19 protein-coding genes are annotated in these 21117 nt (G+C 45.9%); 16 read left to right on the top strand and 3 right to left on the bottom strand.

What is annotated here, in order from left to right; translation table 11 throughout:
- The first annotated feature begins 24 nt into the window (after positions 1-24).
- From nagZ to BS614_RS23195, 9 genes are all read left to right on the top strand, one after another.
- A complete protein-coding gene (nagZ, locus tag BS614_RS23235; protein WP_074095709.1) occupies positions 25-1662 on the top strand; it encodes a beta-N-acetylhexosaminidase in 1638 nt (545 codons plus the stop codon).
- Between the two features lie 275 nt (positions 1663-1937).
- Complete coding sequence (locus BS614_RS23230) at positions 1938-4190, top strand: stalk domain-containing protein (RefSeq protein WP_074095708.1); 2253 nt, start codon at positions 1938-1940, stop codon at positions 4188-4190.
- 338 nt (positions 4191-4528) lie between these two features.
- A complete protein-coding gene (locus BS614_RS23225; protein WP_074095707.1) occupies positions 4529-4993 on the top strand; it encodes a Fur family transcriptional regulator in 465 nt (154 codons plus the stop codon).
- 2 nt (positions 4994-4995) lie between these two features.
- On the top strand, positions 4996-5247 hold the full coding sequence (gene yidD, locus BS614_RS23220; protein ID WP_017687565.1) for a membrane protein insertion efficiency factor YidD: 252 nt from the start codon (positions 4996-4998) through the stop codon (positions 5245-5247).
- 499 nt (positions 5248-5746) lie between these two features.
- Positions 5747-7771, top strand: a complete 2025-nt coding sequence (metG, locus tag BS614_RS23215) for a methionine--tRNA ligase (RefSeq protein ID WP_244898182.1) — start codon at positions 5747-5749, stop codon at positions 7769-7771.
- A 237-nt stretch (positions 7772-8008) separates the two neighbouring features.
- On the top strand, positions 8009-9079 hold the full coding sequence (locus BS614_RS23210; RefSeq protein ID WP_084174699.1) for a metal ABC transporter solute-binding protein, Zn/Mn family: 1071 nt from the start codon (positions 8009-8011) through the stop codon (positions 9077-9079).
- Positions 9080-9178: 99 nt separating this feature from the next.
- Complete coding sequence (locus BS614_RS23205; RefSeq protein ID WP_074096964.1) at positions 9179-9937, top strand: metal ABC transporter ATP-binding protein; 759 nt, start codon at positions 9179-9181, stop codon at positions 9935-9937.
- Positions 9938-9989: 52 nt separating this feature from the next.
- Positions 9990-10793 (top strand): metal ABC transporter permease, encoded by an 804-nt coding sequence (locus BS614_RS23200; protein ID WP_017687569.1) that lies wholly within the window; start codon positions 9990-9992, stop codon positions 10791-10793.
- A 49-nt stretch (positions 10794-10842) separates the two neighbouring features.
- Positions 10843-11556, top strand: coding sequence for a cytochrome c biogenesis CcdA family protein (locus tag BS614_RS23195; RefSeq protein ID WP_074095704.1), 714 nt, complete (start codon positions 10843-10845; stop codon positions 11554-11556).
- 145 nt (positions 11557-11701) lie between these two features.
- Here BS614_RS23195 and splB read toward each other — a convergent pair whose 3' ends face one another.
- A complete protein-coding gene (gene splB, locus BS614_RS23190; protein WP_074095703.1) occupies positions 11702-12772 on the bottom strand; it encodes a spore photoproduct lyase in 1071 nt (356 codons plus the stop codon).
- Between the two features lie 192 nt (positions 12773-12964).
- Between splB and mntR the strand changes: the two genes are divergently transcribed.
- The 3 genes from mntR (at position 12965) to BS614_RS23175 (ending at position 16308) form a co-directional block, all read left to right on the top strand.
- Complete coding sequence (gene mntR / locus BS614_RS23185; RefSeq protein WP_036614415.1) at positions 12965-13393, top strand: transcriptional regulator MntR; 429 nt, start codon at positions 12965-12967, stop codon at positions 13391-13393.
- Between the two features lie 211 nt (positions 13394-13604).
- A complete protein-coding gene (locus tag BS614_RS23180; RefSeq protein ID WP_074095702.1) occupies positions 13605-15215 on the top strand; it encodes a family 10 glycosylhydrolase in 1611 nt (536 codons plus the stop codon).
- Between the two features lie 91 nt (positions 15216-15306).
- Complete coding sequence (locus tag BS614_RS23175; protein WP_074095701.1) at positions 15307-16308, top strand: patatin-like phospholipase family protein; 1002 nt, start codon at positions 15307-15309, stop codon at positions 16306-16308.
- Between the two features lie 61 nt (positions 16309-16369).
- On the opposite strand, the gene BS614_RS23170 is transcribed toward BS614_RS23175, so the two are convergent.
- Together BS614_RS23170 and BS614_RS23165 are read right to left on the bottom strand one after the other, a co-directional pair.
- Entirely contained in the window at positions 16370-16702 is a 333-nt protein-coding gene (locus BS614_RS23170; RefSeq protein WP_074095700.1) for a hypothetical protein, read from the bottom strand.
- A 5-nt stretch (positions 16703-16707) separates the two neighbouring features.
- Positions 16708-17700 (bottom strand): DUF1385 domain-containing protein, encoded by a 993-nt coding sequence (locus tag BS614_RS23165; protein WP_074095699.1) that lies wholly within the window; start codon positions 17698-17700, stop codon positions 16708-16710.
- A gap of 213 nt (positions 17701-17913) precedes the next feature.
- Between BS614_RS23165 and BS614_RS23160 the strand changes: the two genes are divergently transcribed.
- From BS614_RS23160 to efp, 4 genes are all read left to right on the top strand, one after another.
- A complete protein-coding gene (locus BS614_RS23160; RefSeq protein ID WP_074095698.1) occupies positions 17914-18492 on the top strand; it encodes a YqhR family membrane protein in 579 nt (192 codons plus the stop codon).
- 76 nt (positions 18493-18568) lie between these two features.
- On the top strand, positions 18569-19012 hold the full coding sequence (aroQ, locus tag BS614_RS23155; protein WP_036614400.1) for a type II 3-dehydroquinate dehydratase: 444 nt from the start codon (positions 18569-18571) through the stop codon (positions 19010-19012).
- Between the two features lie 39 nt (positions 19013-19051).
- Positions 19052-20125 carry a M24 family metallopeptidase gene (locus BS614_RS23150; protein WP_074095697.1) on the top strand — a complete coding sequence of 358 codons (1074 nt, stop codon included), beginning with the start codon at positions 19052-19054 and terminating at the stop codon, positions 20123-20125.
- A gap of 312 nt (positions 20126-20437) precedes the next feature.
- Complete coding sequence (efp, locus tag BS614_RS23145; protein ID WP_017687580.1) at positions 20438-20995, top strand: elongation factor P; 558 nt, start codon at positions 20438-20440, stop codon at positions 20993-20995.
- Positions 20996-21117: the final 122 nt, after the last annotated feature.

Below are 21117 nucleotides of genomic sequence, written 5' to 3'. Positions count from 1 at the left end.
AAGGGAAACGGGAGGAGAGGTCGAATGAAACCCTTGAATGATCTGACATTGGGGCAAAAGGTAGGCCAATTGTTGATGTGTGGATTTCACAGTCAGCACGCAGATGAACAGGTTACTCGCTTAATCCGTGACTATCACGTCGGCGGCGTCATTTATTTCCGGCGTAATGTCGAAAGTGTAGATCAATTGACACGGCTGTCCGCCGAACTGCAAGATATGGCTGCTGAAGCGGGGGCTCTACCACTCATGATTTCGGTGGACCAGGAAGGTGGCATGGTTGCACGGATTGACCAAGAGGGAATGACCCAAGTGCCGGGTAATATGGCACTTGGTGCGACAGGCAATCCGGAATATACACTGGAGTGTGCTCGAATTCTGGGTTGTGAGTTAAAAAGCATCGGTATTGATATGAACCTTGCGCCAGTGGTCGACGTGAATAACAACCCGCTTAACCCGGTTATCGGTGTGCGTTCGTATGGTGAACATGCTGAAAGTGTGGCCGCTCATGGCATAGCAGCCATCACCGGATATCAATCACAGGGCATAGCTGCTACTGCCAAACATTTTCCGGGGCACGGAGATACCGCCGTAGATTCTCATCTTGGTATGGTTACGGTACCTCATGATCGAAACAGGCTGGAACAGATGGAGTTGTTGCCGTTCCGCAAGGCGATTGAGGCCGGAGTTGATGCTATTATGACAGCTCATGTGATGTTCCCTTCGATTGAGCCCGAGCCCATTCCGGCAACGTTGTCGCATAAGGTGTTAACGGGTCTGCTACGTGAGGAAATGGGTTTTGAAGGCATTATTATTACAGACTGTCTTGAAATGCATGCGATATCCAAGCCGTATGGGGTAGCTGAAGCTGCCGTTCGTGCTGTGGAAGCAGGAGCAGATCTGATTCTGGTGAGTCATACCTTACAAGATCAGGTTGCTGCGCTGGAAGCCATTGTGGAAGCAGTTCGAACGGGGCGCATTTCGGAAGAGGTTATTCATCAGGCGGTTGAACGCATTATGACATGGAAAAGAAAGCGCTGTGGGCAGCAGAATGATCATCTTGTTTCACCGAAAGCGAGCGAAACGGTCGAAGCAACCGATGTTGAACCTGTTGATTGCACTGAATCCACTAAACCCACTGAGCCCAACGAATTGACGTTGTTCAAGATTGCTTCAAGCAGTATTACCATCGTTCATAATGATGGGCTGCTGCCGTTGGACCGAGAGAAGGACGTATATGTCATCTGGCCTGAGGTTGTGCAACGGACAGAGGTGGATGAACCATGGTCCCATACAGAATCGCTGGGTATGGCGCTATCGCAGCTGCGAGGCAGAGTTCGTGAGCACATCATTACAACTCAGCCCACTTATGATGAAGCAGATCGGATATTGGCGGATGTGTCGGAGAGTGAACAAGTTATCGTATGTACGTACACATCGGCAGGTCATCTTCCGAAAGGGCAACAGTATTTGGTTGAAAAGCTTAGTAAGAATCATTCGCTGATTGTAATTGCTCTGCGCAATCCATATGATCTGCTGGAGATTTCGAGGCCGGGAAGTTATGTGTGTACGTATGAGAATACACCTGCAGTTGTTCGGGTACTGTCCCATGTGTTAACCGGTGGACTGCAGCCAACAGGAAGTCTGCCTGTCCGTTTGCGCTAGACCTATTCAATCCTTACATCTCTCTGTGATATGGTGCTGATTGACCATCTCCTGGAGAGATTTTTTTGTTGGAATTTTCTATTGGTTAATTTTGGGATACGAATGCCAAAAAGATAATTAATAGATAACTATTTTCATAGTATTTTCCTTCTATTAAAAGTTTACAATTCTCCTCTTAAATTTTTAGCAACTTTTCCCGGTTCCAAGCGTCTAATAATATGACTTTTTGAGGGGGATATTTATAAAATGGGAGCAGAAGGAGCCAAAGACAAAGAATGAATTTGAAGAAGAAATTGTCCATACTTACCGCTTTTGCTGTGTTTCAGGCGTTTGCAGTGATTCCTGCCAATGCACAATCAGCAGATCAGAGCGATACTACATCAGTGAATACAGCCAAAGTTAAATCCGTGGAGGTTGTGAAGAAAGAACAAACCATCGCGGAATCCGAAGTGAAATCCGGAACAAACACTCCAACATCAAATAATGAAACAACTGAAGAAGTGAACCCTGAGACAGATGTTCCTACAGGAACAGACGCGACTCCTGTTGAGCCGGTAATTGAACCTACGGACGAAGAAGGTACAGCTGAGGAAACACCTGCACCTGCACCAGTCGAAGTGGAGCAACCATCTACAGGCGGTTCATCTGTTGCTGGAGGCGGGGGTGGAGACCTCACTCTTTATATAAACAGTAATAAAATGATGCAAGATGGCAAAACGTATCTTGCTGGACAGCCGATGGCTGTTAAAAATGGTGTATCCTATGTAGCGATCCGTGCTCTCGTTGATCGGGTTGGCTATGATGTCAAATATGATAACACAACTAAAGAAACGATCATTATTAGTGGTGAAGATGAGCTGCGTTTCAAAACAAACAGCAAGATCTATACCGTTAATGGCGTGTCCAGAACGATGAAGGGCGCGGCTTATCAACAAAAAAATACGTTCATGGTGCCATTGACTTCAATTACCCAAGCTCTGGACATTGCGTATAAAGTAAATCAATCTGCCAAAACGGTTGTATTGAATCTGAGTACCAAACCGGTGGCGAGCTTCACGGTACAAAAAGAGGTCTTTGCCGGAGATCAGGTAACCTACACAACCAGATCCAGCTCTCCCAAGGGACTCAGCATTGTAGATGAGCGTTGGACAGGCCGTCAGGATTCATTCGACCAACCAGGTGTATACACAGTAACCTATGCGGTCCAGGATTCAAGTGGTCAATGGAGTGATCCGTATTCGGTTACGATTAAGGTTGAAAGACCGAATCTGCCACCTGTCGCGATGTTTACGACAGATAAAGAAGAATACAAAATGGGTGAGAAAATCACTTATATTGATCAAAGTACAGATGATGAAAATGCAATTGTAAAAACAGAATGGGATAACAATGCACTTGCATTCTTTGTTCCAGGACCCAAGACCGTAACGATTACAGTTACCGATAAACATGGTGCTAGCAATAGCTATACTAAGATGATCAATATTACGGGCGAAACACTTTATAGTGTGACTGACTTCAATCAATTGTTCACACCAGTCGGTGAGAAGTTCACTTTTGACGGTGGTGGAGTACCGGCATTGGAGAAAGTACCTTTCACTTATTATGATGAACCAAGTCTGCTGATCCGCAGTAACAGCCCGGAAACCGTGAATACAGAAGGCATTGTGTACAAGGAATCTTCCTTCGGACAGACACGCTTCATGATTCACCATGTGAACAACACGGGCAAAAACGTAAAAATGTATGTTGTAGCGACAAACAACAATGCTTACACGGCGTCCATTGACCAGCAAAACATGGGTTTTGCAGGACCGTCTCCTTTTGCAACGGTAGCTGGAAAGCTGTCGATTGACCGTTGGTTCCAGTCCATGCAGAATGGTACCGGACAAAAGAAAGTGTACATCCAGCCAGGAGAAAGCAAGCTGATTCTCAATGATCTGAGCGTTCTTCCGATGAAACAGGGACAAGTCATTTCCTTGTATTCGGATGTATTCAGTGACTATGAACTGGATTACAACATTATCATGATTGAAGAAAACAAGGACCCGATGGAAGTGTTGTCGAGGCTGCCGGTTCTGGATCGTGATGGAGTTCACAACCGTGGTACCTATCCAAATGCAACACGGATTATTACGTACGATCAAGAAGTAGGGTCGAAACCTGCACGTCTTCCACTTGGAGACAATGCAAGTGATCCAAACCTTGTGGGAACGGACCCTATGGCTTACACGGAAGCGTCCAACGCAGGTAACTTCGGTGTATTGTACAAAATTACATTGAATAATGTTGCTCCGCGCACGTTGATTTCATTCAACCCTCGTGGAGGCAGATACTCTGGTGTGGCGCTTGTGAATGGACAGGTCGTTCAGATTTCCACAGGTAAATCTGTAACTGTACCTAATGAGCAAAGTGTTATGTATCGCACAGGTTCGTACGGCGAGAGTGTAACCATTCTCTTCTCGGCGGCACCAGGAAGTAACTTGCCTGTTAACCTGCTGTTCACGCCGCTTCCGGCTGAAAAGTAATAACATGAACATGCACGGACGGTTTGGAGTGAAAGCTTATATCATATATACCCGTTCACCCCAAAAGTCGCCCGAACGATTGATCATCTGAACCGTCAGGAAGGGACTCCATCAAAATGTAATGTCATTAGCTCAAGCTAGACTAATGGCAATGCATGTGCATGGAGTCCTTTTTATGTGATGTTGGAATGACCTAACCCGGTGTCTTCGTTGACTCTAATCGTAATTTGATGCATTATTAGAGGTATACAAGAAAGCAAAAGTTTTCGCTTTTGCCGAATAAACTGTCGCTCTATGAATGATGCAAAATGCTCGTATGACAGGAGGTGCTTTAGATCATGCTGTCGACAGAACAGATTATTTCTACCATGTCCTCACAGGGGCTTCGCATTACCGATCAGCGGAAAACACTGGCCCGGTTATTTGCCGAGTCTCCCGGGTATCTTACACCCAAGGACGTCTATGAATATATGGGTAAGACTTACAGCGGACTGAGTTTTGACACAGTATATCGTAATTTGCGGGTGATGCAGGAACTGGGTGTACTGGAACAGGTCATCTTCGAAGATGGCGTTAAATTCAAAGCGCACTGTAGTGAAGATCATCATCACCATCATATGATCTGTCTGAAGTGTCAGAAGACATATCCTATTATTTTTTGCCCGATGCAGCTTGCGGATGCGCCTGAGCAATTTCAGGTTGTAGACCACAAGTTCGAGGTATTTGGATATTGTAAGGACTGTGCAGAGCATGCTCCGGCCAAAGCGGCATCGGGACATCAACACGCTCATGGGAAGCACTGACCATGAAGTTATCTCGCAGAATTGCTCAGGCACCCATTCGGGTGTACCGCAACTATATCTCTCCATTAACACCGCCAACATGTCGGTTCTATCCGAGCTGTTCGGCTTACGCCATGGAGGCGATTGAAGTGCACGGTGCGCTCAAAGGTTCGTTGTTAACAGCGAAACGTATTGCCAAATGTCACCCGTTTCATCCAGGCGGTGTAGATCTGGTGCCACCAAAGGCGGAGAAGTCCATGATGGTATCAGAGTAACGATGTAGCTTGAAGTATTCGGGTGGCCTGGAAGCAGGCCAGGATTGACTTGAGGATGCTGTCCACTTGACAAAGGGGTCCGCATTTCAGTATATTTTCCTATATATGCGAGTTCAAAAAGTCTAGTTTTACTTTTTGAACAACTTCTATATGATTTCCAGTGAAGGGATAAGTACAGACACACCCCCAGTGCAGAGAGCCGGATGAGCTGAGAACCGGTCTGGGAGGAGGATGGAATATGGTCCCGGAGGAACCTCTTTCGAGCGTGCAGACAGTGATTTCAGAGCTGCTGTCGTAAGGCTGAGGCGTGATCCAGCGTTAATGGGCGGTCGAAGGACCGACAGAGCCTGTGTTTTGCGAAAAACATGGGGAATTTGGGTGGTAACACGTGAGAGCAACTCTCGTCCCATAGGGGCGGGAGTTTTTTGTGTTCTTTTTTAGTTGTTTTGGACGAAGGGATCACATGAAGCAGGAACATTTGAAGGAGGAGAAGTCATTCATGGCTGACCAAAAAACATTTTATCTGACAACCCCGATTTATTATCCGAGTGACAAATTGCATATTGGGCATGCGTATACAACTGTGGCAGGAGATGCGATGGTTCGTTACAAGCGTCTACGCGGTTATGATGCTCATTATCTGACAGGAACCGATGAACATGGTCAGAAGATTGAGCGCAAGGCACAAGAGAAAGGACAGACACCGCAAGCTTTTATCGACGATATCGTTGTGGGGATCAAGGAACTGTGGAACAAGTTGGATATTTCCAATGACGACTTTATCCGTACAACCGAAGAGCGTCACAAAACCATTGTTCAGGATATCTTTGACCGTTTGCTGAAACAGGGAGATATCTACAAAGGTGAGTACGAAGGCTGGTACAGCATTCCGGATGAGACGTATTACACAGAGACTCAACTGGTGGATGTAGAGAAAAATGAGAAGGGTGAGATTATCTCGGCCAAGAGTCCGGATAGCGGACACCCGGTTGAATTGGTCAAAGAAGAATCTTACTTCTTCCGTATGAGCAAATATGCAGATCGTTTGTTGAAATATTATGAAGAGAACCCGGGTTTTATTCAGCCGGAATCCCGTAAGAACGAGATGATCAACAACTTCATCAAGCCAGGTCTTGAAGATTTGGCCGTATCACGGACTACATTTGAATGGGGCGTCAAAGTTAAAGGCGATCCAAAACACGTGGTTTATGTCTGGATTGATGCGTTGTCCAACTATATTACAGCACTGGGCTACGGTTCATCCGATGCATCCCTGTATAACAAGTTCTGGCCTGCGGATGTACATCTGGTAGGTAAAGAAATTGTCCGTTTCCATACGATCTACTGGCCAATTATGTTGATGGCGCTGGACTTGCCTTTGCCGAAGAAAGTGTTTGCACATGGCTGGTTGTTGATGAAGGATGGCAAGATGTCCAAATCAAAAGGCAATGTCGTTGATCCGGTTACCCTGATTGACCGTTACGGTCTCGATGCACTGCGTTATTACCTGCTGCGTGAAGTACCGTTTGGTTCCGATGGTACATTTACACCGGAGAGCTTCGTAGAGCGTGTCAACTCCGACCTCGCGAACGATCTGGGTAACCTGTTGAACCGTACCGTTGCTATGGTAGACAAATATTTTGAAGGCAAAGCCCCTGCGTTTGCATCGAATGTAACGGAATTTGATGCTTCGCTGGAAGAAGCAGGCCATGCTACAGTGGAAAAAGTGGAACAGGCGATGGAAAACCTGCAGTTTTCCGTAGCACTGACAGCGATCAGCCAGTTTGTCAGCCGCACCAACAAATATATTGATGAGACGCAGCCATGGGCGCTGGCTCGTGATGAAGCAAAACGCGATGAATTGGCATCCGTTATGGCTCACCTGATCGAAAGCTTGCGAATTGCTTCGATTCTGTTGCAACCGTTCCTGACACGTGCTCCTCATAAAATCTGGGCACAGCTCGGCATTCAGGAAGGTGAACTTACGGCTTGGGATACAGCCAAGCAATGGGGTCTGGTTCCAACTGGAAACGCATTGCAAAAAGGTGATCCAATCTTCCCGCGTTTGGATTCCGAACAGGAGATTGCTTATATCTCCGAAGCAATGACTGGTGGCCAAAAAGCGGCACAGCCTGAAACAAGTCAAGCAGATGCTGGAACTTCAGCAGCTGTTGAACCGGTAGCTGCACCTGAGAGTACGGAAGAGATCGGGATTGACGATTTTGCCAAAGTTGAACTGCGTGTGGCGCAAGTCATTGCCTGCGAACCTGTCAAAAAAGCGGATAAATTGCTGAAATTACAGCTCGATCTGGGTTATGAGCAGCGCCAGGTTGTCTCTGGAATCGCGAAGTTCTATTCGCCAGAAGAGATGGTTGGACGCAAAGTCATCTGTGTGACTAACCTCAAACCGGTGAAACTTCGTGGTGAACTGTCTCAGGGTATGATCCTTGCAGCGTCCCATGGCGACCAGCTTACCCTTGCTACAGTACCAGAAAACATGCCTAATGGCGCACAAGTAAAATAAAATATAAATGAATATATAAATACTGTCGTAACTATGACTCAAGGTGGCCCGATGTATTTCGGGTCCCTTTTTTTGTTGATATAATTCGTATCTGACGGGAAGAGAACAAGCATATACTGTTATGAACTCCGTACTTCAGGAAAGAATGTATAGGACGGGATAGCTTGACAAGTAGGTTCAGGTTACCTATAATTCTTTCAGTAATGTTTACGATTAAGAGATGCGGAGTGAATCATAATGACATTTTATAAAGTGCAACATCAAGTTCAGGATAACCGGACAGGGAAGACGAGCAAAAGAGGCAACATGAAGTTACTGTGGACGGGTTTGCTTATTCTCACTTTGCTGGTATTGTCAGCGTGTGGGCAGGATAGTTCCAATAGTGCGAAGATTGTGGAAGGCAAGGTAAACGTTGTGACGACATTTTATCCTGTATATGCTTTTACGACTGCAATCGGTGGTGAGGATGCCAATGTCATTAACCTGCTGCCAACGGGAGTAGAGCCACATGACTGGACTCCGAAGAGTCAGGATATCGTTAATACGTCCAAGGCACAGCTGTTTCTCTATAATGGAGCTGGACTGGAAGGATGGGTGCCGAATTTCCTGAAGTCGCTGAATAGTGATACACAGGTGAAGTCTGTTGCCGTCAGTGAAGGTGTTAAGCTGTTAACCGCTGAGGGTGATGATGGGCACGGTCACGGCGAAGAGCACGAAGACGAGCATGCAGATGAACATACAGATGAACATACAGATGAGGCTACCAGTGAAGATGTCGCTGATCATCATATTGATCCACATACGTGGGTTAGTCCGAAATCGGCCATGATCATGGCTGAAAACATCAAAAATAGCCTGGTCGAGGCAGATCCTGATCACAAAGCAGGTTACGAACAACGTTATGAAGAGCTTCGTACGAAGCTTGAGACGCTGGATCAGCGTTTTACAGATGAATTGGCTAATGTACCAAACAACGAGATTGTTGTCTCGCACCAAGCGTTTGGCTACCTTGCACGTGATTATGGATTAACCCAACATGCCATTATGGGACTTTCCCCGGATGCTGAACCGACAGGACAGGATATTGTGAAGCTTGCGAAACTGGTTAAAGATGAAGGCATTAAGTACATTTTCTTCGAAGAGCTGGTATCTGACAAATTGGCGAAAACACTGGCAAGTGAAGCAGGAGTGGAGACCATGGTCCTTAATCCGGTTGAGGGATTGACCAAGGAGCAGGCAACAAACGGGGATGATTATTTCACCCTCATGGAGAAAAATTTGCAAAATCTGCTGATCGCATTAAAATAAGATAGAATGAAGGATTCAGATCGAAGAGTCTTTACCGTTCACGGTGAAGGCTCTTAGGACGCTATGGGATTCTTATATATAATGAAGGGCGGCTTTGCCATGCAGCAAATCATGCCACTATGTCATGATCCAATTATAGAGATCGAGAAACTATCATTTTCCTACGGGGACCAGCGAGTGATTGAGAATCTCGATTTTATGGCCCAGGAGCGGGACTTTGTCGGGATTATCGGTTCCAATGGGGCGGGTAAAACGACATTGCTGCGCATGCTGGTAGGACTTCTTCCTCCTGCGCAGGGAGATATCAAACTATTCGGACAGTCGATCCGCAGGTTCAAGGACTGGGACCGAATCGGGTATGTGCCGCAAAAGAATGCATTTAACCCGTTGTTCCCTGCGACCGTTCGTGAAGTGGTCATGTCAGGCTTGTATAATAACAAAAACATGTTCCGTCGTATGTCTCGTAAATGTCAGCAGCAGTGCACGGATGCTCTGCAAGTCATGCGGATCGAGGATCTGGCGAACAAACGTATTGGTCAATTGTCCGGCGGACAGCAGCAGCGTGTATTTTTGGCACGAGCGCTTATTAATCACCCGGATCTGTTGATTCTGGATGAACCTACCGTAGGTATTGATGCTGAATCACAGGCCAGTTTCTTTGAACTGATTACCCATATGCATGAACATCATCGAATGACTTTTCTAATGGTGTCTCATGATATGGATCGGATGGAGAGTTATCTGGGTTCTGAAGCTGTGGTAACGAATGGCAAAATTAATTTTCATGTCCGTCATTCGCATGAGGTACAGGATTGTGCTGAGACCAATCTGCAACATACCACTGCACAGGTACGCTAGCCGTATTTATGGCCCATTAGATTAGAGTAAGGCCGAAGGAGTCGTGTTTGTTTTGGAAATATTAATGAGTGATTTTTTTCAGCGTGCCCTGGCGGGTGGGTTGTTAATTGGCATTACCGCTCCGTTAATCGGACTGTTCCTGGTCTTGCGGCGGTTATCCATGATCGGAGACACCTTGTCTCATGTGACCATTGCCGGTGTTGCACTTGGATTCCTGATTGAAGTGTATCCCATTGCAGTGGGCTTGATATTTGCCGTGCTTGCTTCATTTGCGATAGAGAAATTGCGCAAAGCGTACAAGAGTTACGCCGAATTATCGATTGCCATTATCATGTCCGGTGGCGTGGCTCTTGCTTCCTTGTTCTTCACGCTGGGCAAAGGATATAATGCAGATGTCATGAGTTATTTGTTCGGCAGTATATATACATTAGACGCTACGGATCTGAAGCTTGTAGGTGTGGTTACGCTGATCGTGGTGATTGTAGTGGCATTGTTACATAAGGAATTTTTCCTTCTTAGCTTTGAGGAAGATGCGGCAGCGGTTACAGGGTTGCCTGTGAGAATTCTGAACATGTTAATCACTGTGATGACAGCACTTGTCATAAGCACGGCGATCAAGATTGTCGGTGCGCTTCTGGTGTCAGCACTATTGACCATTCCGGTAGCGGTCAGCCTGTTGATGGCCCGAAGTTTCAAATCCGCCATTATTTTGTCCGTGGTGATTGGCGAAATTGCCGTAGTCCTTGGACTGGTCGTAGCAGGTATCTGGAACCTCGCACCTGGAGCAACGATTGTATTATTGCTGATCATGATGCTGATTCTGACGATGATTGGAAAAAAAGGGTTCCGAGCCTGACGGCTAAACGAACAAGCACGAGAGCCCGGGGAAGGGAGACATCCGCTTCATGCCTGATGTTAATGTATGGATGGCTTTTGTAGCAGGTTTGGTCTCATTTATATCACCATGTTGTCTTCCGTTGTATCCATCATACCTCTCCTACATTACAGGTATGACGGTGCAACAATTGAAGGATGACCGCAATCAGCGAGAAGTCCGTTTTAAGACGATGACGCATACGCTGGCGTTTATTTTAGGCTTCTCGGCTGTATTTTATTCGCTTGGCCTTGGTGCCGGACTGTTTGGCCAATTTTTCAATGATAACCGCGAACTGATTCGGCAATTGTCTGCGATTCTGATTATGCTTATGGGGTTATTTTTGCTTGGAGTGTTCAAGCCACAGTTTCTGATGAAGGAACGCAAGCTGGATATGAAATGGAAACCTGCAGGTTATCTGGGCTCTTTTATATTTGGTATTGGTTTCTCAGCAGGGTGGTCGCCTTGTATTGGTCCCATTCTAACAGCGATCATTGCGATGGCTGCAAGTGAGCCCACAACCTGGTTGGCGTTAATTACAGGGTATACGGCAGGGTTTGCAATCCCGTTCTTCATTTTGGCGTTTTTCATCGGTTCGACACGCTGGATCTTACGGTATTCCAATGTCATGATGAAAGTCGGGGGAGCATTAATGTTGTTTCTTGGCATATTGCTTTTTACAGATCAGATGACGAAGATTACGATCTGGTTGCAGCAGATTACACCAGACTGGATGATTATTTAAACGGATGAACTGACATGAATTTAAAAATGCATGACAAAGCAGGCTACATGTTACCAGAGTCAATCTGGGTCATGTAACCTGCTTTTTAATCGTTTGTTAGGAATGCTTTTAACTGCATATGATTTTGGGCAATCCTGTTTTTCGTTTAGGTGAAGTAATCAATTTTGGCTAGTGGGAAATGTTCAAAGATTCGTTCCGTAATGAATTCGCGCAGCGCATCTTGCTGGTCATCCTTATACACATACTTGTACTGGCCCCAGCGACCCCATTTCATCTTACGTTTCTCGATATCCATCTCCAACTTGGTTTTAGGATAACGTTTCTCAATGGTTGCTTTGGCCGTTTTGGTAAAACGGTGCTGGATCATCTCAAAGGTAAGATCCTTGGTTGCTTCCTCTGGAAGTGTATCTGCCAGCTTCTGCAACAGATCCGAGTATCCTTCTTCCCAGCCTTCATACCACATGATCGGAGCGATAATGAATCCCAGGGGATAACCGGCGTGTGCAATTTTACCAGCAGCTTCAATGCGTTCCTCAAATCTGGAGGTAGCCGGTTCAAAGTTTTTGATGACATAATCCGAATTGACACTAAACCGGATACGGGTGTGGCCGTTATGCTTAATGTTCAGCAACGGATCAACGTGATGATATTTGGTTACAAACCGCAAGCGTCCATATTCTTCTTCCGCCATAAAACGAATCAGGTCACTTAAATTCTCCGTGATATGCTCGAGTCCTACGGGATCAGACGTACAGGCAGCTTCAAATCGTGTGATTTCAGGCGCGCGTTCTTCAATGTATCCTTTTGCAGCCTGAATGATCTCCTCGGTATTAACATAGACACGGACATAAGGTTTCGCACCAAGTGTAGTTTGAAGATAACAATAATGGCAGTGCCCCATACAGCCTGTAGAGATGGGAATGGCATATTCCGCTGAAGGTTTCGACTGGTCAAACTTGAGTGTTTTGCGCACACCAACGACCAGAGTACGCTTTGCCATCCGATATTTTTCTTGTTCGGTTTCACCAGGCAAGTTTGTGATTCGGTTATGGGATGTGGTCATCTGATAAGGTATGTTTTTGGATGTCACCCATTCCATAATCCGTTTGCCTTTGTCATATTCCAACGCACCGGGTTCAAAATACACCAAATCGGGAATAAAGGGTTTAGTACCTTTTGCTTTACGAACTGGCGGTGAGGCTACACTTGTACTCACGAAATCACTCCTTTCGATGCGGAACTTTGCTTAGTTTGCCTCGTTTGGGGAGAAGTCACGCCTGCCAATTACTTGTGTAACAACGCGCTCCGAACTGTGCAGGACTTGCCAATGCGTATTGATAACATGTATCATTATAAGATAGGGACCAGGCACGAATAGGGGCCGGTCAGAGAGAAAAGAGGGAAGCAGATGCCAACGCCCAGTATGGAAGATTATTTGGAGCGTATATACAAATTAATTGATGAAAAGGGCTATGCTCGTGTGTCTGATATAGCTGAAGGACTGGAAGTACATCCTTCATCGGTGACGAAGATGATCCAAAAGCTGGACAAAGACGAGTACCTGATCTATGAAAAGTACCGCGGACTGGTGCTTACGCCAAAAGGCAAAAAGATGGGCAAACGTTTGATGGAGCGCCATCATCTGCTTGAACAATTTTTGACAACGATTGGTGTTCAGGAACAAAATATCTACAATGATGTTGAAGGCATTGAACATCATCTGAGCTGGGACTCCATTACATGCATCGAGTCCTTGGTTGAATACTTCCGTCAGGATGAGAGCCGGTTGCGTGACCTCAAAAACCTTCAGGACGTCATGAGTAATACGGAGTCTTAAGTTTCAGCAGTGGAATACACAATGGTGATATACAATGAATTGTATCCCGTGATCAAAGGATGCTTCTTGCCGTTTCAATGGCAGGAAGCATTTTTTTTGTGTGCAATCACACCATAATTTGGTGATTTTCGCAACTAAACGAACGGTAGGAGCGTCTATTAAACTAGTAGAATTTACCGCAAATTTATAATGATTTTGGAGGACTGCACTAATGAACGTTCGTAAAGGATTGATGCTGCTGCTCATTTTTGTACTTGGATTACAGACAGCAGGCATGACGGCACAAGCAGCCGGGCAGAAGGAAATCGCTATTTTTCTAGACGGAAACCGTTTGGAATCGGATGTATCACCCTACATCTTGCCCAAAGTAAATGTAACGATGGTACCTCTGCGTGTTATTAGCGAAGGACTGGGTGCGTCTGTTCTATGGTCTCAAGCTACTCGTACCGTGACCATTCAGAAATCCGATTCGGTCATCTCTATGACAAGCGGACGCCAGCAGGCGACTGTGGATAACGCTGTAGTTGGTCTGGATGCATCGGTCGAATTGAAACAAGGTCGGGTCATGGTACCCATTCGTTTCGTCAGTGAGAACCTTGGCATTCGAGTGAACTGGAATCAGTCAGCCCAGACCATTGATCTGTACACAGGAGACGAATCAGTCCCAACTCCTGAACCAACCCCGGCAACCCCAGCGGAGCCTGGAGGCACGGGCACTGTACCAGCTTCTGAAGAGATGCGGGGAGCCTGGATTTCCACTGTGAATGGAGACTGGCCTACATCCGGTGCCAAGGGAAATGTAGAGAAGCAAAAACAGGAGTATACAAAACAGCTAGATACGTTGCAAGGTATGGGCATTAATGCCGTATTTGTCCAAGTGAGAGCCAATGGGGATGCCATCTATCCTTCAGGTCTGGTACCTTGGAACAGCGTATTAACAGGAACACAAGGTAAAGATCCAGGTTATGATCCCCTCGCGTTTATGGTTGAGGAAGCACACAAACGGGGCCTGGAGTTCCACGCCTGGTTTAATCCGTTTAGAGCAACGAACTCAGCAAGTACATCAAACTTGGCTGCAAACCATATCTCCAAGCTTCATCCCGACTGGATTGTGAATGCATCCGGCAAAATGTACATTAACCCGGGTATCCCGGAAGCCAGACAGCATATTATCGATACGATCATGGAAGTGGTCAATCAGTATGATATTGATGGTGTACATTTGGATGATTATTTCTATCCATCCAATGTGACTTTTAATGATGATGCAGCTTTCAAAACTTATAACACATTGAATACCAAAGACCGTGCTGAATGGCGTCGGGACAATATCAATCAGTTCGTTAAGCAGCTCGGACAGAGCATTCACAGAGCGAAAGCTAACGTTGAATATGGAATTAGTCCATTTGGTGTGTGGCGTAACAAATCCGTTGATCTGACAGGTTCTGATACCAAAGCAGGAGTAACCGCATATGACAGCATGAATGCAGATGTGCGGACATGGATTAACCAAGAGTGGATCGACTATGTCGCTCCGCAGGTGTATTGGAGTATGACACTGAGCGTAGCCCGATATGACAAAGTCGTCGACTGGTGGGCGAATGAAGTGGCTAACACAAATGTAAAATTGTATATCGGTCACTCTCCTTATAAGTTAGGTACTCCAGAGATTGGCTGGCAGACTTCACAGGAGATCATCGATCAGCTGAACTACAACAAGAAGTATGGTTCGGTCAAAGGGGATATTTTCTTTAGTTCACAGTACTTGACGAAGAACCCTCTAGGCTTGATTGCCAAATTAAAAGCCTACTATGGTCTATAAAACATTTTAACAATACAGTGATAAGACAAACCCTTGTTCTCATAGAGTGGCAGTAGAAACGTGGCTGCCTGGAGAACGGGGGTTTTTTGTTATGTTAATTAACGCGGTGTTTGAAGGTGGAGGCGTCAAAGGGATCTCGCTTGCAGGTGCTGTGCAGGGTGCTCAAGACTGCGGCATTCAGTTTAATCGAGTGGCAGGCACATCATCCGGTTCCATTGTTGCTGCTCTGCTAGCGGCCGGTTACAGGGCAGAGGAGATGAAAGTCATTATTGAAAATACCCCCTTTGTTTCATTGCTGCGTCGTTCCCCCATATTTAATACCCGATGGATCGGACCCGCCGCGAGGCTGTTCTTGAAGAAAGGACTATATTCGGGAGAAGCGCTGGAATCATGGATTCGCAAGATGCTGGAGCAGAAAGGGATTCGCACATTCGCTGACTTGCCACAAGGTAAGTTGCTTATTACCGCATCCGATATATCCAATGGGACCATTCTGGTGCTGCCGGACGATATTCGGCGGTTCGGCATTGACCCTGCGAAGCTGGATGTTGCAAAGGCGGTACGTATGAGCTGCAGTATCCCGTATTTTTTCGATCCGGTAGTCATACGCAAATCACCAGTATTCTCCAAAGGGCTTCCTTTTCAAGATCAGTTTGTGTATGTCGTGGATGGTGGATTGCTTAGCAATTTTCCGTTGTGGCTCTTCGATGGTGATCGCTCGGAACGAGGAGGAGACGTTATTCCGGTTGTCGGATTCAAAATGGTGGGGAAAACGGAAGTGGAACCTGCCCGGATTAAAGGACCGCTAAGCATGCTTCAGGCCCTTGTAGAGACGATGCTCACAGCACATGATGAACGCTACATCGAACAGATTAACCGGTTTCGGACAGTGAAGATACCAACGCTTGGGATTAAACCGACGCAATTTCATTTATCGTTACAGGACAGCACAGCTTTATATCGATCAGGCGCTACCGCAGGGAGTGAATTTTTCAACGGGTGGAATATGAAAGTGTATGGTGAACAGCTGGACAAACAAAGAAAAGAATTGCGCAAGAAACAGGCAGAAGCTCCACCTCTGATTCCTGTATAAACGCGAAAAAAGCAATTCTCCGCATGTTGGGAGAACTGCTTTTTTGTATGTTCAGTACCTTTTAGTGAAATTTCGGTATATCTTCATCGCTTTTCCCTTTTTGTCCCTGAATCACTTGGAAAGGATAATCCTTGCGTTTCTTTGAAGAGCCGCTGCTCTTTCTGGCACTGGACTGTGCATTGACTTTCGCCATGGTTCGTGCAGATGGCTTAATCTTTGGTGATTTGGCTTTTTGTGCCCAGCGACGGGGCGGATATTTGTACAGCAGGAATACGGCTCCGAACACGACCAGAGGAATAATGATCCTGGATGGACTAGCGTTCCTCAGCCAAGTCAAGACTCCAACAGCAGCTAGTGCGATGAACGTCCAAAATAAGATTGCCTGCTTGTTCATATCATTCACCCTTTCACAGGATCGAGTGTTGCAACAGGTACTTCTGACGTAGCAGAGACATTGGCAAGCTTGGCATCCAACTCACGCATGCGGTTAAACGAAGCAATGGATACTTCTACCTGTTCGTTGGTCGGTTCTTTTGTTGTCAGCAATTGCAGCCACAATCCCGGGTATCCGAGATAACGCAGTACAGGAATATCACGTACTGAATTCGTGAGCTTTAACAGTTCAAAAGAAATGCCTAGCACAACTGGCAATAACAACAGACGCTGACCCATCCGTTCCCAGAGGTTATCGTACGTGAAGAGGGAGTATAGAAACACTCCAATAATGACAGTCAACATAATGAAACTGCTTCCGCAGCGGTAGTGCAGTCGGCTGTACTTTTGCACGTTCTCCGGTGTCAGTTCTTCACCAGCTTCATGTGCGCTGATTACTTTGTGTTCCGCTCCATGATACTGGAAGAGACGTTTAATCATCGGCGTCTGTGAGATTAACCACAGATAAGCGAGTAACAGGATCAGCTTAATGCCGCCTTCCAGTAAATTATGCAAAAACTGATTGTCGAATGCATTTTTGAATAGAAAATTCTCGATAACAACAGGAAGCAATGTGAGCACAACTTTACCAAAAAGGAATGAAAGGATGGCAACGGCGGTCACACCAATGATCATGCTTAGGCTCCAGCCCGAACCTTCTTTCTCTTTTTGCTGGGCTTTCTCTTCAGGTTCCAGTTCATCATCAGCATAGGCGTCAGCAGAATAATTGAGATGTCTGCTACCTTTGACACTTGAATCTATAATGCTGACAATTCCGCGTAATAAAGGAATCCGCCGCAATTTCGTGACCCAGGACTTGTCTTGCTTGGGAACTTCCAGATACGTAATTTCGCCGTCTTTTCTACGAACAGCTGTAACGTTGACATGTTTCCCACCGAACATTACGCCTTCAATGACAGCTTGCCCCCCATAGCTGACAGGCTTGGATTGTTGAGGCAAATTATTCACCTTCCTATTCTGTTCTAGGCCTTCGCGATCAAAGGCAGTTTAATAACCCTATTGTATCGAATTTTGAGACCAATTTCTAGTTTGTGAGTCAAACCTTGAAGGATGTTGTTAAGATTGTCCTGTTTTGAACATACTACCTCGTAGAATCGGAGCGAAAATTCGAGGCATAATGCGGGATTATCAACTGAATGAAGGAGAATATCGATGACAGAACGTAAGCATGAAGATACATCACAAGATGAAGGTCAACGTCCCAATGAGCGGCAGCAAAAAGACAAGGGCAGGCGCCCTACCCAGAGGCAAGGTCAAGCACACTACTACACCAAGCCATTTTCCTTTGCGTTAGAGCTTGGCTTTTTTGCCGGTTTTATCTGGGGTGGGCTACATTGGCTATTCTATCTGTTGCATTTTACGATTGTACCTGTTGGATTTCTGGCCGAGCCTTTTTTCAAACATGAATATATATATACCGCAGCAGGACATTTGACAGGCTGGCTGTTTTTTATCGTCTTCTCCATCTTGGCATCCTTACTCTACACGTTCACGATTAGAAAACTGAAAGGGCCGTTACCCGGCATGGTATATGGAATCGTCTGGTGGCTGATTCTCTTTATACTGGTCGGACCAAAACTGGGGATGATGAAACCTTTGAACGGTTTAACGTGGGATTCAATCATCACGGAACTCTGTTTCTTTTTGTTATGGGGGCTGTTCATTGGTTACACGGTAGCCATGGAGTACACGGACGAACGCAAACGCGAGCCGGAGCAAGCGGGGGCATAGCGCAAAAAAGCTTCTCAATCCGGCAATGCCTGTGTTAAAATAGCAGATGGTTATTTGCAGAGAGGGTGGAGCAGCGATGAAACGAATTATTGTGATCAATGGTCCGAACCTGAACATGCTTGGTGTACGCGAACCGGGCATCTATGGAACGCTTAGTCTGAAGGATATTGAGGACAAAATTCGCAGACAGGCTGATGAAATTGGCGTCTCCATCGCTTTTTATCAATCGAACCATGAAGGGGACATCATTGACCGCATTCATGCAGCTATGGGTGAGGCAGACGGAATAATACTGAATGCCGGAGCATTTACCCATTATAGCTATGCTATACGTGATGCAATCAATGCTGTAAAAGTCCCTACGGTTGAAGTACATCTATCCAACATTCATGCACGCGAAGCGTTCAGACATCATTCAGTGATTGCAGCGGAAACAATCGGGCAGATTGCCGGATTTGGCGAAGTAAGCTATGAACTGGGATTGCTGGCTCTTGTGCGTCATCTGGACAAACAAACCTGAGCCGGGAACCCGGGAATGTGAGAGAAAGAAGGGTTACCGATGGAAAACAAACGAGTAAATAAGTTGCGTGAAGCCATGCGTGAGCATGAACTCACTGCAATGCTGATTACAAACCCGATTAACCGTCGTTATATGACGGGTTTTACAGGCTCGGCGGGATATGTGCTGATTACGGAACAGGATGCATATCTGCTGACTGATTTCCGTTATATGTCACAAGCGCCTCAACAAGCCAAAGGATTCACCGTTGTGGAGCATGGAGCCAAGCCGATGGATACAGTGCGTGAACTACTGGCATCCGCGAATATCAAAGCAGTGGGCTTCGAGCAGGATAGTGTCACATTTGGCACGCATTCCGCTTATGCTGAAGCACTTCAATCTATTGAACTGAAAGCTGTATCCGGGATCGTGGAACAACTTCGTATGTTCAAGGATGAAGATGAGATCGCGGTCATGCAGAGAGCAGCAGATCTGGCGGATGCCACGTTCAGCCACGTTTTGCAGTTTGCAAAACCAGGTATGACGGAGCGTGAAGTGGATCTGGAGATGGAGTTTTTCATGCGCAAGCATGGAGCAACGTCCTCTTCGTTTGACACCATTGTAGCATCGGGTGAACGTTCTGCTATGCCTCACGGTGTAGCGAGCAGCAAGGTCATCGGACAAAATGAGTTAATTACATTTGACTTTGGTGCACTTTTGGACGGATACTGTTCAGATCTGACACGTACCATTGCAACGGGTACACCTGTACCTGAACTGCGCAAAATTTATGACATTGTACTGGAAGCTCAGTTACATACGCTGGAGAACCTGAAACCGGGCATGACCGGACGGGAAGCAGATGCATTGGCTCGTGATATCATTGCAGGTCACGGATATGGAGATCAATTCGGACACAGCACAGGCCACGGTCTGGGTATGGAAGTTCACGAAGCTCCTCGTTTGTCCAAGCTTAGCGACGATGTATTGAAACCGGGTATGGTTGTTACCGTTGAACCGGGTATATATATTGACGGGCTTGGCGGCGTGCGTATCGAGGATGACGTAGTGATTACCGAGACGGGTATTCATATTCTCACGAAGTCGGACAAGAAGTTCACCGTAATCGGCTAAATTACAGCCACAGGGATATAAGACGATTTTTAATATAAAGGTACAGGTTATTGCTGATTGTTATGGACCATTGCAAAAGTAGTGAAGGGAGCGGAATCGATTCTGAAGAAGCGAAGCGCTCGCCTTTGTCTCCTCATTTTAAACCTTATTAAAATCTAGTTGGGAAAATGAGGAGACAACAGCGATCGGAGGAACGATCCGGACCCGTAACGGTCACATCGCACATGGTCATCAATTCAGAATAAACCCACCTTTACATTAACTCATCGTCTTATATCACCTACTTTTTAACCATATCAGGAGGGATTTTTTGTGATTTCAGTAAACGATTTTAAAACAGGCTTGACCGTGCAAGTAGATAACGATATCTATACCGTGCTTGATTTCCAACACGTTAAACCAGGTAAAGGTGCTGCTTTCGTACGTTCCAAATTGAAAAACCTGCGTAACGGTAACACCGTTGAAAAAACATTCCGTGCAGGCGAAACGATTGGTCGTGCCATCATCGAAAACCGTGGCGTATCCTACCTGTATGCAAGCGGTACAGAGCACACGTTCATGGATAACGAAACATATGATCAGTTCACATTGACTAGTGATCAACTAGAATGGGAATTGAACTTCCTGAAAGAAAACATGGTCGTTAAGATCGTTAGCTACCAAGGTGAAATTCTCGGAATTGACTTGCCAACAAGCGTTGAGTTGAAAGTCATCGAGACTGAGCCAAGTGTTAAAGGTAACACTGCACAAGGCGCTACCAAAAATGCAAAAGTGGAAACAGGCTTGAACGTACAAGTTCCTTTGTTCATTAACGAAGGTGACGTTCTCCTGATTGACACACGTGAAGGTAAATACTCTTCCCGTGCGTAACTTTCACAGCTTGTAAGCTAAAAAAGGTTATTAACAACCCTTTGCCATTCCTTTGGCAGAGGGTTTTTTCGAAAAAAGATTAGCCTATCAGGCGCTTTCGTAATATACTGGGTTAAAGTCAT

It is taken from the genome of Paenibacillus xylanexedens (genome assembly GCF_001908275.1).
GTDB lineage: Bacteria > Bacillota > Bacilli > Paenibacillales > Paenibacillaceae > Paenibacillus > Paenibacillus xylanexedens_A.
The sequence above is the reverse complement of the archived record's forward strand: the minus strand, read 5'-3'. Positions and strand labels throughout refer to the sequence as shown.